This is a genomic window from Mycolicibacterium lutetiense, from assembly GCF_017876775.1.
GTDB classification, from domain to species: domain Bacteria; phylum Actinomycetota; class Actinomycetes; order Mycobacteriales; family Mycobacteriaceae; genus Mycobacterium; species Mycobacterium lutetiense.
In genome coordinates, this window is sequence record NZ_JAGIOP010000002.1 from 686,705 (window position 1) to 700,720 (window position 14,016).

At 65.8% G+C, this 14,016-nt stretch carries 13 protein-coding genes; 3 read left to right on the top strand and 10 right to left on the bottom strand.

The window, feature by feature from the left end; translation table 11 throughout:
- Positions 1 to 59: 59 nt before the first annotated feature.
- The 3 genes from ripB to JOF57_RS12605 all read right to left on the bottom strand — a co-directional run bounded on the left by ripB (position 60) and on the right by JOF57_RS12605 (position 2,996).
- Positions 60 to 755 (bottom strand): NlpC/P60 family peptidoglycan endopeptidase RipB, encoded by a 696-nt coding sequence (gene ripB, locus JOF57_RS12595; protein WP_209916875.1) that lies wholly within the window; start codon positions 753 to 755, stop codon positions 60 to 62.
- Between the two features lie 10 nt (positions 756 to 765).
- Positions 766 to 2,187 (bottom strand): NlpC/P60 family peptidoglycan endopeptidase RipA, encoded by a 1,422-nt coding sequence (ripA, locus tag JOF57_RS12600; protein WP_209916876.1) that lies wholly within the window; start codon positions 2,185 to 2,187, stop codon positions 766 to 768.
- A 230-nt stretch (positions 2,188 to 2,417) separates the two neighbouring features.
- Positions 2,418 to 2,996 carry an Rv1476 family membrane protein gene (locus JOF57_RS12605; protein WP_209916877.1) on the bottom strand — a complete coding sequence of 193 codons (579 nt, stop codon included), beginning with the start codon at positions 2,994 to 2,996 and terminating at the stop codon, positions 2,418 to 2,420.
- Positions 2,997 to 3,297: 301 nt separating this feature from the next.
- Here JOF57_RS12605 and JOF57_RS12610 point away from each other — a divergent pair, with 301 nt between their 5' ends.
- On the top strand, positions 3,298 to 6,126 hold the full coding sequence (locus tag JOF57_RS12610; RefSeq protein WP_209916878.1) for an aconitate hydratase: 2,829 nt from the start codon (positions 3,298 to 3,300) through the stop codon (positions 6,124 to 6,126).
- 37 nt (positions 6,127 to 6,163) lie between these two features.
- On the top strand, positions 6,164 to 6,745 hold the full coding sequence (locus tag JOF57_RS12615; protein ID WP_209916881.1) for a TetR/AcrR family transcriptional regulator: 582 nt from the start codon (positions 6,164 to 6,166) through the stop codon (positions 6,743 to 6,745).
- Between the two features lie 29 nt (positions 6,746 to 6,774).
- Here JOF57_RS12615 and JOF57_RS12620 read toward each other — a convergent pair whose 3' ends face one another.
- The 4 genes from JOF57_RS12620 to trxA all read right to left on the bottom strand — a co-directional run bounded on the left by JOF57_RS12620 (position 6,775) and on the right by trxA (position 9,963).
- Positions 6,775 to 6,960 (bottom strand): helix-turn-helix domain-containing protein, encoded by a 186-nt coding sequence (locus JOF57_RS12620; RefSeq protein WP_407666632.1) that lies wholly within the window; start codon positions 6,958 to 6,960, stop codon positions 6,775 to 6,777.
- A gap of 138 nt (positions 6,961 to 7,098) precedes the next feature.
- Positions 7,099 to 8,727: an ABC-F family ATP-binding cassette domain-containing protein gene (locus JOF57_RS12625; RefSeq protein WP_209916885.1), complete on the bottom strand. Its 1,629-nt coding sequence runs from the start codon at positions 8,725 to 8,727 to the stop codon at positions 7,099 to 7,101.
- A gap of 12 nt (positions 8,728 to 8,739) precedes the next feature.
- On the bottom strand, positions 8,740 to 9,570 hold the full coding sequence (locus JOF57_RS12630) for an enoyl-CoA hydratase (protein ID WP_209916886.1): 831 nt from the start codon (positions 9,568 to 9,570) through the stop codon (positions 8,740 to 8,742).
- An 18-nt stretch (positions 9,571 to 9,588) separates the two neighbouring features.
- Complete coding sequence (trxA, locus tag JOF57_RS12635; protein WP_209916887.1) at positions 9,589 to 9,963, bottom strand: thioredoxin; 375 nt, start codon at positions 9,961 to 9,963, stop codon at positions 9,589 to 9,591.
- A gap of 177 nt (positions 9,964 to 10,140) precedes the next feature.
- On the opposite strand from trxA, the gene JOF57_RS12640 reads away from it, so the two are divergent.
- Positions 10,141 to 11,595, top strand: coding sequence for an HNH endonuclease signature motif containing protein (locus tag JOF57_RS12640; protein WP_209916888.1), 1,455 nt, complete (start codon positions 10,141 to 10,143; stop codon positions 11,593 to 11,595).
- 49 nt (positions 11,596 to 11,644) lie between these two features.
- Here JOF57_RS12640 and JOF57_RS12645 read toward each other — a convergent pair whose 3' ends face one another.
- The 3 genes from JOF57_RS12645 to JOF57_RS12655 form a co-directional block, all read right to left on the bottom strand.
- Positions 11,645 to 12,337 (bottom strand): DUF8548 family protein, encoded by a 693-nt coding sequence (locus JOF57_RS12645; protein ID WP_209916889.1) that lies wholly within the window; start codon positions 12,335 to 12,337, stop codon positions 11,645 to 11,647.
- A gap of 105 nt (positions 12,338 to 12,442) precedes the next feature.
- Positions 12,443 to 12,970, bottom strand: coding sequence for a hypothetical protein (locus tag JOF57_RS12650; protein ID WP_209916890.1), 528 nt, complete (start codon positions 12,968 to 12,970; stop codon positions 12,443 to 12,445).
- 21 nt (positions 12,971 to 12,991) lie between these two features.
- Positions 12,992 to 13,975 carry a hypothetical protein gene (locus JOF57_RS12655; RefSeq protein WP_209916892.1) on the bottom strand — a complete coding sequence of 328 codons (984 nt, stop codon included), beginning with the start codon at positions 13,973 to 13,975 and terminating at the stop codon, positions 12,992 to 12,994.
- Positions 13,976 to 14,016: the final 41 nt, after the last annotated feature.

Sequence of the window (14,016 nt, forward strand, 5' to 3'; positions counted from 1 at the left end):
TCAACTATTCCAGGCACTTCGAAATCCGTCGACGCTGCCCGGAAGACTTCAGGTTCCCCTCAGGATTCGATGATGCGGGCCGCATAGGGCTGGATGCCTGACATGCGGACCGGACTCACGGTGACTTTTTCCGCGCTGCCCGACGCCTCCAGCATCTTGCCGCCACCGAGATATATCGTCACATGCTGGCTACCGCCCGGACCCCAGAACAGAAGGTCACCGCGCTTTGCCTGAGCCACCGGCACCTTGCGGCCGGTGTTGTACTGGTCTCCGGAGTACTTGGGAATCTGCACCCCGACGCCGGCGAACGCGTACCGGGTGAAGCCCGAGCAGTCGTAGCCGATCTTGCCGGCGTCGTAGTCCACACCGGGGCCCGGGCCGGTCAACGTCCCGCCGCCCCACGAGTACGGCACGCCCATCTGTGAACCCCCGCGCCGGATCGCGTACTCGATGGCCTGTGGGCCACGGACCCGACCGCCGGGGAATGCCGAGGCGGACTGCTTGGGGGCCAGCCCGATCGTCTGCAGGAACTGCGAACCAAGGCTCTGTGTGGTCTGCAGCGCGATCTGGCTGACCTGGAACGAGGCGTTGGCGATGGCGACCGGGTCCCCTGGCGCGCCCGAGCTGGCGATCTTCGGCAAGGTCGGATCCCATTGGCCGGCGTCGGGCGCGGCGTTGGCCGGCGCCACGAAACTGACCGCCGCGAACGCGCATGCGGCGATCAGGATCAGGCAACGGAAGACGTAGGAGCGCAAAGTATTCCAATCAGTATTCGATATAGCGGACGACGTACGGGGTCATCCCGCTCGTGCGGACCGGGGAGACCTTGACCTCCGAACCCGTGTAGGGCGCTTCGAGCATCTGGCCGTTGCCGAGATAGAGCGTCACGTGCTGGCTACCGCCGGGGCCGTAGAAGATCACGTCGCCCCGCCGCATCTGCGAGGACGGGATCTTGCGGCCGGCGTTGTACTGCGAGCCCGAGTAATGCGGCAGCTTGATACCGACGCCGGCGAACCCGTAGAGGATCAGGCCCGAGCAGTCGAACCCGACCGTGTTGGCCCCCGAATCGATGCCGCGACTCGGCCCGGCGGCGTTGCCGCCGCCCCAGGAGTACGGCACGCCCATCTGGGAACCGGCCCGCTGGATGACGTATTCAGATGCCTGCCGGCCGTACACCCGCGGGATGGCACCGTTCGTGTAACCGGTCGGCGTAGGCAGAATCCCCAACTTCTGCAGGAAACCGCGGCCCATGTTCTGCGTCACCTGCGCCGACGTCGACGAGATGCCGAGAATGGTGTTGATGATGGCGACCGGGTCACCGCTGACGAAGGCACTGGGGATCGCCGGCAGCGTCGGATCCCATACGCCATCCCAGTTCTGGCCGGCCTGCACCGGCGCGCCCGGGGCGCGATCCCAGTCGCCCGCCGCCGCCTGTGGTGCCGGCTGCTGAGCCGGGGCGGCCGGGGCCGTCGACGCCGAGGCCTGGTGCACCTGGGCGAGCTGGGCTTGGGCCGCGGCTCGTTCGGAGGTCAACCGCTGCAGTTCATCTCGCTGCGAGCCGAACGTCTGCTGCGCAGTTTTCAACGCGGTGACCGCACTGTCCTGACTGGTCTGGGCGTCGACGGTCGCCTGATCGGCATTGCGCTTGGCCAGGCGCGCGGCCGACTCCCGGTTGACCTGCTCGGTACGGGCGCGTTGCAGATCGGCGATCACCTTGTCGCTGCTGACCGCCAGGGTCTGACCGGTGGCGGCGGCGCTGACGATGTCGGCCGGGTCGGACGCGGTCAGGTACGCACTGGACGGGCCGCTGACATAGGTGGCCGCAGCGAAGGTGTCGAAGCGCTTCTGCGCTTCATCGATGGCGGTGCTGGCGTCGGCGATGCCTTGCTGGCTGGCATCGAGTTCCTGCTGCGCCGTGGCAGCCGCATCGCGGGCGTCCTGCACGTCGACAATTGCCTTGTTGACGGCTTCCTGCTGGGTCTGGATGGCAGCACCCAACTCCTGCAGCTTCTGATCGGCGTTGGCCACCGCGGCGACGAGCGTTGCGACCTGATCGGGTGCCCCCGGCTCAGCGGCGGCCGGGACACCTCCGGACATGGCCGTGACAACCAGCATCCCGGCGGCCACCGGCACAGCCAAGAAACGGCCGTACAGCCGGGACGCCGAGGCGCCAACGGTGCGTCTCATTCGACTCAAGTCTCCTATGGCTCAACGACGGCGTACCGGCGTTTGCTCGGGGCCATTGCACAGAAGTCACATGAGGCACAACTACAACAATGGCTACCGACTGCACCGTACGTCACATCTGTAGCCAAAGAAACATTGGTCACAAATTACAAGTTTGTAATTGCGAATAGTGTGACCAATTAGTGATATTGGAAGCTATACCGAACGAATGTTCGAGGGCTTTCCGGTAACTACTCCGAGGAGGCGTCCGACGCCTCTGACCCGGCCGATTGTTTGCTGCGGCGCTGCAGAACCCGGGCGAAGGCGGCCGCCGCGGCGACGCCGACAACCATTGCGATCGCGAGCGCCGTCCAGGGGAAATCCGGGGTGGAAATCTCGCCGACGAAATTCTGCGCAGATAACACCGGATTACCGGTCTTGGCGACGTCCTGCCCCGCCTCCAAAGTCACCCGATCGATCGTCGGACTGTAAGTGCCGGCAAACGACGGGCTCAGCGCCAGCACGGTCGCACCCGGATTGGCGTGCCCGACCTCCGTGGCGATATCCCGCAGCGGGGTGTCGATACCCGGATTGCTCGGCAGCACGACGATCTTGAGGTCGATGCCCTCCTGTCGGGCATCGCTGACCACCTGGCGCAGGGCTTCGACATCGGCGGCGGGGGCACTGACCCCGTCATCGCGCACGTCGGCCTGCACCGCAGCCATACACTTGGCTACCCCGTCGGGTTGCGCCGCATCGAGCCCTACGGTGTCGCACACCTCGACCGGAATGTAGGCCGGCAGGAACGGGATGACATGGGGTCCGGTCACGCCAGCACGGTACGCCTCGACCGTTCGACCTGACGATGGGGACAGGGGAATCGTCACCGGGTCGAACGTCGATCGTCACGCAGGAGTGATGCTCGGGCTCGAATGCCACTCCAGCGTGACGGTGGGGCGGAGGGTCCGGGCGGACCACCCAGTCGGACGGATCCGCCCGACTGGGTGGCAACGAGTAACCGACAGGGGAAGACTGGACCCCGACTGACCAGGCCTTGCAGGACAAGCGTACTGTTAACGTCGCAACGCCGCCGACACAGCCCGTCGCGGCGAGATCGAGCCGGGAGTTGATGTGAGCAGCGAGAATACGGAAAATTCGTCCCTTAACTCATTTGGTGCCCGCGACACACTAACTGTCGGGGACCAGAACTACGAGATCTACCGACTGGACGCGGTACCCGGTACCGAAAAGCTCCCGTACAGCCTCAAGGTACTTGCGGAGAACCTGTTGCGCACCGAAGACGGCGCCAACATCACCAAGGACCACATCGAGGCCATCGCCAACTGGGATCCCTCGGCCGAGCCGAGCATCGAGATCCAGTTCACCCCGGCCCGCGTGCTGATGCAGGACTTCACCGGTGTGCCGTGCATCGTCGACCTGGCCACCATGCGCGAAGCCGTCGCGGCCCTCGGCGGAGATCCGGACAAGGTCAACCCGCTGTCCCCCGCCGAGATGGTCATCGACCACTCCGTCATCCTCGACGTCTTCGGCAACGCCGGCGCCTTCGAACGCAACGTCGAGCTCGAATACGAGCGCAACTCCGAGCGCTACCAGTTCCTGCGCTGGGGCCAGGGCGCGTTCGACGACTTCAAGGTCGTCCCGCCCGGCACCGGCATCGTTCACCAGGTCAACATCGAGTACCTGGCCCGCGTGGTGTTCGAGCGCGACGGGGTCGCCTACCCGGACACCTGTGTGGGCACCGACAGCCACACCACCATGGAGAACGGCCTGGGCGTGCTGGGTTGGGGCGTCGGCGGTATCGAGGCCGAGGCCGCCATGCTGGGCCAGCCCGTCTCGATGCTCATCCCCCGCGTCGTCGGCTTCAAGCTGACCGGTGAGATCAAGCCCGGCGTGACCGCCACCGACGTGGTGCTCACCGTCACCGACATGCTGCGCAAGCACGGCGTGGTCGGCAAGTTCGTCGAGTTCTACGGCAAGGGCGTGGCCGAGGTACCGCTGGCCAACCGCGCCACCCTGGGCAACATGAGCCCCGAATTCGGTTCCACCGCAGCGATCTTCCCGATCGATGACGAGACCATCAACTACCTGCGGCTGACCGGGCGCACCGACCAGCAGCTGGCACTGGTCGAGGCCTACGCCAAGACGCAAGGCATGTGGCACAACCCGGACAAGGAGCCGGTGTTCTCCGAGTACCTGGAGCTGGACCTGTCGACCGTGGTTCCCTCGATCGCCGGACCCAAACGGCCGCAGGACCGCATCGAGCTGACCGACGCCAAGAACGCGTTCCGCAAGGACATCCACAACTACGTGGAGGAGAACTTCCCGACCCCGCATACCCAGCTCGACGAGGCGGTCGAGGAGTCCTTCCCGGCTTCCGACCCGGCCAAGCTGTCGTTCGCCGACGACGGCGCCGTCGACGTGCGTCCTTCGGCGGCCAACGGCGCCGGAGGCCGGCCGTCCAAGCCCGTCACCGTCACGTCCGCGGAGCGCGGCGAGTTCGTGCTCGATCACGGAGCGGTCGTCGTCGCCGGGATCACCTCGTGCACCAACACCTCCAACCCGTCGGTGATGCTCGGTGCGGCGCTCCTGGCCAAGAAGGCCGTCGAAAAGGGCCTGGCCTCCAAGCCGTGGGTCAAGACCAACATGGCGCCCGGCTCGCAGGTGGTCACCGACTACTACAACAAGGCCGGCCTGTGGCCGTACCTGGAGAAGCTGGGTTACTACCTGGGCGGCTACGGCTGCACCACCTGCATCGGCAACACCGGCCCGCTGCCCGACGAGATCTCGGCAGCCATCAACGAGAACGACCTGTCGGTGACCGCGGTGCTCTCGGGTAACCGCAACTTCGAGGGCCGCATCTCCCCCGACGTCAAGATGAACTACCTGGCCTCCCCGCCGCTGGTGATCGCCTACGGCATCGCGGGCACCATGGACTTCGACTTCGAGACCGATCCGCTCGGTCAGGACCACGACGGCAACGACGTCTTCCTCGCAGATATCTGGCCCACTGCGGCAGAGATCCAGGAGACCATCGCGAGCTCGATCAACCGGGATATGTTCACCGACTCGTACGCCGACGTGTTCAAGGGCGACGACCGCTGGCGTTCGCTCTCCACCCCCGAAGGCAACATCTTCGAGTGGGACGACGCCTCCACCTACGTGCGCAAGGCCCCTTACTTCGACGGCATGCCCGCCGATCCGGAGCCGGTCGGCGACATTTCGGGTGCCAGAGTTCTTGCCCTGCTGGGTGATTCGGTGACCACCGACCACATCAGCCCGGCCGGCGCGATCAAGCCGGGCACTCCGGCCGCACAGTACCTCGATGCCAACGGTGTGGCGCGCAAGGACTACAACTCGCTGGGGTCGCGACGCGGCAACCACGAGGTGATGATCCGCGGCACCTTCGCCAACATCCGCCTCAAGAACCAACTGCTCGACGATGTCTCGGGCGGCTACACCCGTGACTTCACCCAGCCGGGCGGCGCGCAGGCGTTCATCTACGACGCCTCGGTCAACTACAAGGAAGCCGGCATCCCGCTGGTCGTCCTGGGCGGCAAGGAGTACGGTTCGGGCTCCTCGCGCGACTGGGCCGCCAAGGGCACGGTGCTGCTGGGCGTGAAGGCCGTCATCACCGAGTCCTTCGAGCGCATCCACCGGTCGAACCTGATCGGTATGGGTGTCATCCCGCTGCAGTTCCCGGCAGGCGAATCGGCGGCAAGCCTCAAGCTCGACGGCACCGAGACCTACGACATCACCGGGATCACCGCGCTCAACGAGGGCAAGACTCCGAAGACGGTGAAGGTCACCGCGACGAAGGAAAACGGCAGCAAGGTGGAGTTCGACGCGGTGGTCCGCATCGACACCCCCGGTGAGGCCGACTACTACCGCAACGGCGGCATCCTGCAGTTCGTGCTGCGCAACATGCTGAAGTCGAAGTAATCCTGACCGGACCGGACGAAGCAGCGAAGGCACACACGTGCCCCGGGTGACCGACGACCATCTTGCGGCCCGGCGCCGTCAGATTCTCGACGGCGCCCGGCGCTGCTTCGGTCAGTACGGATACGAGAGTGCGACCGTGCGACGGCTCGAAGAAACCATCGGGCTGTCGCGCGGCGCAATCTTTCACCACTTCAAGGACAAGGACACCTTGTTCTTCGAGTTGGCCCGAGAGGACGCCGAGCGGATGGCCGACGTGGCTGCCCGCGAAGGATTGATTCAGGTGATGCGGAACATGCTCGCCGCTCCCGAGCAGTTCGACTGGCTGGCCACCCGGCTGGAGATCGCCCGAAAGTTACGCAACGATCCGGCTTTTCACCGAGGCTGGGCCGAGCGGTCAGCAGAGTTGGATGCCGCCATCACCGAGCGCCTGCGCCGACAGAAGCAGGCCGGTCGACTGCGCGACGACGTGCCCAGTGCGGTCCTGCACATCTACCTGGACCTCGTGCTCGACGGACTGGTGGCCCGGATCGCCTCCGGCGAGGACCCGAAGAACCTCACCGCGGTGCTCGATCTGGTGGAGGACAGCGTGCGGCAGCAGACGTCGGCGGCGGATAGCTGAATCCGGCTACCGCACGGCCGCTGCGTTTGTCATGCCCTGGCCCGGGTGCGGTGATTGGGCCCACCGCGGCTGCGCATCGTCGTTCCTGACTCGCGCAGCAAGCTGTGAATCGAACCGTAGGAACGGCCGGTCTTGGCCACGAGCGAGCGGATGCTGGCACCCCCCTCGTAGGCCTTGCGCAACTCTGCCAGCAGTTCGCCGCGATTCATGTTCATATCCCTCATCGACATCTCCCCGCTTGTGATGTCCCGACGGGTACCCACACTAGAAACGACGCACACACCGATGGGTCGATTTGTCCAACGTCTTATATTGACGTATTCGAAAGTGTGATGGTTCTTGCGAATTCGCGGTCAGGCGAGCTCGATGAGATCCCGGTATTCGGTGGACCAGAAGTCCTCGGTGCCGTCCGGCAGCAGGACCACGCGCTGCGGGTTGAGCGCCTCGGCTGCACCCGGATCGTGCGTCACCAACACCACCGCCCCCTGGTAGCTCCGCAGCGCATCGAGAACCTGCTCTCGTGACGCCGGATCGAGGTTGTTGGTCGGCTCGTCCAGCAACAACACATTGGCCTTGGAGGCAACCAGCCCGGCCAGCGCGAGGCGAGTCTTCTCACCACCGGACAGCGTGCCTGCCTGCTGCTCCAGCTGAGGGCCGGTGAACATGAACGCGCCCAACAGGCCACGCAGGTCCTGTTCTCCGGTATCCGGAGCGGCGTGGCGGATGTTGTCCCACACCGACGCATGGTCGTCGAGCGTGTCGTGTTCCTGGGCGAAGTACCCGATCTTGCAACCGTGACCGGGTTCCATGGTGCCGGCATCGGCATTTTCGGTGCCGGCCAGCAGGCGGAGCAGGGTGGTCTTGCCCGCGCCGTTGAGCCCGAGCACCACCACGCGCGATCCGCGGTCGATGGCCAGGTCGACGCCGGTGAAAATCTCCAACGAGCCGTAGGTCTTGGTCAGGCCCTTGACGACCAACGGGGTCTTGCCGCACGGGTCCGGGATCGGGAACCTGATCTTGGCTACCTTGTCGGACACCCGTTCGGCGTCCAGCTCGGCGATCATCCGCTCGGCACGGCGCAACATATTCTGCGCGGCAACGGCTTTGGTGGCCTTGGCACCCATCTTGGCGGCCTGAACCCGCAGCGCGCCTGCCTTCTTCTCCGCATTGGCCCGCTCGCGGCGGCGACGCTGTTCATCGGTCGCGCGCGCGTCGAGGTACTTCTTCCAGCCCATGTTGTAGACGTCGGCCTCACCGCGCACCGCATCGAGGAACCACACCCGGTTGACGACCTCGTCGAGCAGGTCGACATCGTGGCTGATGACGACGAGCCCACCGGTGTGATTGTGCAGGAAACCCCGCAACCAGCCGATCGAGTCGGCGTCGAGGTGGTTGGTGGGTTCGTCGAGTAGCAGAGTCGTGTCCGACCCGGAACCGGTGTCACTCGCCGCGAACAGGATGCGCGACAGCTCGACGCGGCGGCGCTGACCACCGGACAGGGTGCGCAGCGGCTGCGTCAGCACCCGATCGGGCAGGCCCAGGCTCGCGCAGATGCGGCCGGCCTCGCTCTCGGCGGCGTAGCCGCCCAGCGCCGAGAACCGCTCCTCGAGCTGACCGTACTTGCGGACCGCCTTGTCGCGGGCCGCATCGTCGGCGACCTCGGCCATCAAGACCTGCTGCTTCTCCAGGTCTGCCAACAGCTTGTCGAGCCCGCGGGCCGACAACACCCGGTCACGGGCCAAGACGTCGAGATCACCTTCTTTGGGATCCTGTGGCAGGTAACCGATTTCACCGGTCGTGGTGATAGATCCGGCGTACGGCTCGCCCTCGCCGGCCAGAATCCTCATCGTGGTCGTCTTGCCTGCGCCGTTACGCCCGACCAGTCCGATCCGGTCACCGGGTTGCACCCGCAACGCCGAGCCCTCGAAGGACAGCAGCGTGCGCGCGCCGGCGCGGACCTCCAGGTCCGTTGCGGTGATCACGCTGCTGTCCTCCTATTTGTCGTCAGTAAAAGCCGCGGGCCGTTTCTCGGCGCGCGCAGCAACCGCTTCCTCAAAGTTTGCGGTGAGCAGGCGCACGAAAAGTTGTCCCAGGCCCTCGGCCTGCATGTGCCCTTCCAGGCTAGCGGCGTCCAGTCCACTCCAAAGTGTGCGCTTGGTCAACTCGATACCCGGTCGGGAGAACGCCGCCATCCGGTCCGCCATGTCGTAGCAGGTATCCAGCAGGGCCTCCTCGGCCGTCACGCTGGACACCAGACCGATGCTCGCGGCCTCCCGGGCGTCGACGTCGCGGCCGGTCAACATGATCTCGAAGGCGCGTGACGAGCCGATGGCGCGTGGCAGCAGGTAAGACAATCCCAGCTCACTGGCGGTAAGACCGTTGTTGATCCCGGCGGCCCGGAAGTAGGCGCCCTCGGCAGCGACCCGGATGTCACAAGCCAGAGCCAGGCAGAGCCCGCCACCGATGGCCGCACCGTTGACCGCCGCGATCACCGGCTGATGCAGTCGCCGTAGGGCGAGGATCACATCGTCGAGGATCTCCATCGACCGCAATGCGTACGTCGGTCTGGTCAGCCCGGCCACGTGCGGCACCGATCCGGCCGACTTGTGATCGGCCCCGGACGAGAATCCCCGACCGGCACCGGTCAGCACGACCACGCGCACGCTGTTGTCGTAGCGCAAGTCTTCCAGGATGCCCTTGAGCGGGACCATCACGTCGAAGGCCATCGAGTTCATCCGCTCGGGCCGGTTGAGGGTCACCAGGGCCACATCGGGTCGCGGACGGTCGACCAGTACGAGTTGGTTCTGCGCAGTCACAGACAGCACGCTAGCGCGTGCCGGTACTCACACCTGTTCGGCGTCGCCCTGACCGGCCTGCTCATTCATGGCCGCGTCGATGTCGAACTCCTTGATCTTCTGGACGAGGTCCTCCAGCGCCGCCGGCGGCAGCGCGCCGGCCTGGTTGAAGACCAACTTGCCCTTCTTGAAGGCCATCAGGGTGGGGATCGAACGGATCTCGGCAGCCGCCGCGAGCGCCTGCTCAGCCTCGGTGTCCACCTTGGCGAAGACCACATCTGGGTGCTTCTCGGCAGCCGCGTTGAATGTCGGCGCGAACGCCCGGCACGGTCCGCACCACGACGCCCAGAAATCCACCAACACGATCTCGTTGTCCTTGACGATGTTGTCGAACTCTTCTGAGGTGATGTCCTGCGTACTCACACTTGTCCTAACGTCGGGGCATAGCGGCCTGTTCCCAGCCTATTTCAATAGAGCCGGGGCAACGCGGTTTCGGGATGGCAGCCGACGAACCCGGATCCGCCAAACACCGCAGAACCGTCACCGATGTCCTGAGACATCACACCCGGAGTGTCACCCACCTGTGGCATAATCGAACGTATGTTCGACATCGAGTCGGGTTCCGGTGCGGCGCTGATCGACGCGGTCAGTGCTGGGGCGCGGGCGGAGTCGGTGGCGATCGCGGGTCGGCTTTCGGCGATCGGGGCATTGGACAGCTTCCGGGAACAGGAGCTGGCCGAGTCGATCTTTTGGACCACCGATCCCTTCGAGGCGGTGGCCGCCGAGATTTCGGCGGCGATGCGGATCAGCCGGGGTCGGGCCGGCACCCAGATCCACCGCGCCCGGGTGTTGCGGGACAAACTGCCCCTGGTGGCGGCCCGGTTCGCCGTCGGGGACATCGACTATCGGGTGGTGTGTGTGATCATCGCCCGCACCGGCATCGTGGACGGCGCGGTGTGGGCCGGACTGGATGCAGAACTGGCCGCCCGGGCACACCGGTGGATGCGGCTGTCTGAACGCCAGCTCCGCGACCGGGTGGACCGGTGGATCGCCAAACTCGACCCCAACGGGGTGCGAGTCCCACCCAATGTGAACGATGAGCGGTTCGTCCAGATCGAACCGAGCAGCCCGGGCATGACCTCACTGTGGGCCAACGTGCATGCCGAAGACGGTGTCGCGCTCAATCAACGGTTGGATGCGTTGGCGGCCACGGTGTGTGAACATGATCCCCGCACCCGTGAGCAGCGTCGTGCCGATGCGGTGGGGCCGTTGGCCCGGCTGGAATCACAGCTGCCATGCCGGTGCGGTCGCGACGATTGCCCGGCCACCCAGAAACGGGCCGCAGCCAACGCTGCAATGGTCCATGTGCTGGCCGAGCAGGCCACCCTCGACGGCACCTCCAATGCGCCGGGGTATCTACCCGGCCATGGCATCCTGCCCGCCGAATCGGTGCGCGACCTGGCCGCCAACGCCACACTCAAGCCAGTGGTGGTGCCCGCCCAACCCACCGAATCCGGCGCCCCGGAGGCCGCCGAGCCGGGGTACCGCCCGTCGGTGGCGCTGAGTGAGTTCATCCGATGGCGGGACCTGACCTGCCGGTTCCCCGGCTGTGACGCCCCAGCCGAACGCTGCGACATCGACCACACCGCACCCTGGCCCGCAGGCCCGACACATCCGTCGAACACCAAACTATTCTGCCGGGCCCATCATTTGGTCAAAACGTTCTGCCCCGGCTGGAACGACCGTCAATTCCCCGACGGCACCGTCGAATTCAGATCACCGACCGGGCACACCTACACCACCGAACCCCACGGTGCTGACCTGTTTCCCGTCCTGGGGCAACCGACCGGGGAGGTGAATCTCCCCGAACCCCAAGCCCCGCACCCCAACCGTGCCGCAATGATGCCCAAACGCACACGGACCCGCGAACAAGACCGCCAAGAACGCATCGCCGTAGAACGACACCTACGCGCCGAACTCAACAACGACCTCGCATACGAACGCGACTACCAAGCCTGGCTCGCCGAAGAATACGGACCACCCCCACCCTTCTGAGCGGAACAGTGTTGTGCCGCTCGGGTTCAGCCCCCGAGCGGCAACAACGTCACGACACGAGATCGTGCTGATGTGGACGTCCGGATTCGAACCGCCATATCGCGTGATCGAGTGTGAAGGCATCCCAACCCGCGAATGCGGCCACCTCACGCACCACCTCAGCGGCGCATTCGGCACTCACCGCCCCGAGGTGGCGGGCCACGTACGCCGCCACCACGCGGCCGGCCCTCGCCCCAGGAATCTGCGTGAGCTTCAGCGCGTACTCCCAGGTGACACCCGACCGCTGACCGGGCACCGCACACCATGCCTCCTTGACCTGCTCCCGGCGGCCGTCCTCGCCCGCCACGGCACGCAGGTCTGCGGATGTGCGAACACCCAGTGCGACAAGCGCTTCCACAACCTGTTCGACGGCCACCGACTTCAACGGCGCATTCGCCGTAGTGGAGGTGGGCCGACGGTTCCCGATCTGCGTCGCCCATGGATCAGGCCCGCCCAAATCGGCGATGTTCTGTAGGAGTTCGACGGCGCCATCGGTGTCGGCGTCCGCGCCCTGCGCCGCCCGGTAGCCGCGGTACCGGGCGATGATCTTCTCCACGGTGACGTACTGCGCCCCGGTCGAGTAGATCGAATCAATCACGCACAGCGCCAACGAATCTGGGTATCCGCGCGGGTTGAACCAGCGTTGCGGATCACCGAGATCGCGCAAGCATGCTTCGTGCAATTTTTCGAAGTCCGAGTCCATTGCGATTCCTTCCGGCTGTCCAGGAAACCCCTTCGGCTCCCGGTGTGCTGGAAGCTAGCGAGGTCGGCCGACAGAAAACCGGCGAGAAACCATGCAGTGGCGAAGTTATCCACAGGCCTGTCGGACATTGGCCAGCAACTGGGCTTGGCGCTTTGGCCACCAGACCAACTCCAAGACCAGCGCCGCCAGGTAGACGACCGAGACCACGGCATTGCCGACCGACCCGGATACGGCGTCCCACAACGCACTCGCCGCGGCGACGACGAGCACCAACGGCAGGAGCCAGCGAAACGGTCGTCCCGCTGTGGCGGCCTCATACACGCCCCGGCCATAGTCGCGGGCGGCTTCGACCAGTCGCGGGTCGTCGATCTGCTCACCACGGCGGGCGGCGGCTACGACCCTGACCCGATCAGAGCCGGTCAGCCGTTCCGACATCGGCCAGTACCGGGCCATCCGGCGCGCCATCCAGACGCCGTAGAACGTGCCCACGATGACGAGGACCAGCACGCCGGAGATCCAGAACCCGGAGTCCAGCCAGGAGAGCACACCCAGCACCAAGCCCACGCTGCCGCCGATCATCAGCGCTCGACCCCAGAAGCCGCTGCGCCAGACGAACGCCGGGACGGTCACCATGAACGCATACGGTATCCCCCGCTACCAGTCTCCACCGGTAACGACGTCACCTGGCGCGCCCTTGAGCGTGACCACTTTCCCGGGATCAACAGGGACAAAAGGCATTTCACTTTCCCCGAACCACTCACCGACACTCTTGACGTTCGCCAACGTGTCGGTGGCGGCCAAGTCCTGGGCGTCCGCGTCGTAATAGTCGAACCAAGGCAGACCGGCTTCGACATACGCGTCGCGGTCCACCGGGGTGGGCGGCGGCACCTCACCCGTGATCGCAGTCCACTGCGCCGCGCTGCAGAGATGCACGAACACCCGCTGGGAACGGTCCTCGTCGTAGTCGGAGAGCGGACGGCCGTCGGCGTAGACCTCCTGCCGCATCCTGCCGCCGGCGCCCAAACCCATCGACGGCGCCGCGCTGGGGGCCGGGAGGAGCTCGCAACTGTCTTCGTCGATCATCATCGAGCCCTCGAACCGAGGACGCGCCCGCCACTGTTCAAGCGCCTGCGCGGTGAGACCGACGGCCCGCAACTGGACACCGCCATGGACTTCTTGCCCCGTGATCTGTCCTTCGACCGTTGCCCCGGAGCCGAGCGGCACGGCCACGAACTGGCGGATGAACCCGTCACCGGCATTGATGCCGTCGAGCCACGGCTGGTCGGGCAACGCGACATAGTTCTGCGGACCCCGGGCCAGGCGTTCCTTCCAGCCCGCGCCGCTGACCGCACACACCTTCCCCACACCGACCTGCAGCGCGGCCGGATCGGACGAGTGGAACGACAGCCACATCGCCTCACGTTGGTAGACCGGCAACATGATGCCACCGTGCGCCAGCCACTCGGCCGGCACCCGATCGGGATAGTCCTGGACCCGACGCAACGGAAACGCGCCGAGACCCGGTGGGAGCGGGTGTAATCCGGTCTCCGGGATGCGCAATGTCCGCTCGAATCCGACAGTGACCGAGCCCAACACCAGCTGGTCGTCGAAAACCTTTACCTCAGGACGGTGCTCCATGCGTGCCTCCATATTCGCCTGTTGGCGATATTGGTAGCACC

Coding starts and splice junctions, on each gene's coding strand:
- JOF57_RS12645 (WP_209916889.1), bottom strand. CDS start 12,337: ATGGACTCGGACTTCGAAAAATTGCACGAAGCATGCTTGCGCGATCTC.
- JOF57_RS12655 (WP_209916892.1), bottom strand. CDS start 13,975: ATGGAGCACCGTCCTGAGGTAAAGGTTTTCGACGACCAGCTGGTGTTG.
- JOF57_RS12640 (WP_209916888.1), top strand. CDS start 10,141: ATGTTCGACATCGAGTCGGGTTCCGGTGCGGCGCTGATCGACGCGGTC.
- JOF57_RS12650 (WP_209916890.1), bottom strand. CDS start 12,970: ATGGTGACCGTCCCGGCGTTCGTCTGGCGCAGCGGCTTCTGGGGTCGA.
- ripA (WP_209916876.1), bottom strand. CDS start 2,187: ATGAGACGCACCGTTGGCGCCTCGGCGTCCCGGCTGTACGGCCGTTTC.
- JOF57_RS12620 (WP_407666632.1), bottom strand. CDS start 6,960: ATGAACATGAATCGCGGCGAACTGCTGGCAGAGTTGCGCAAGGCCTAC.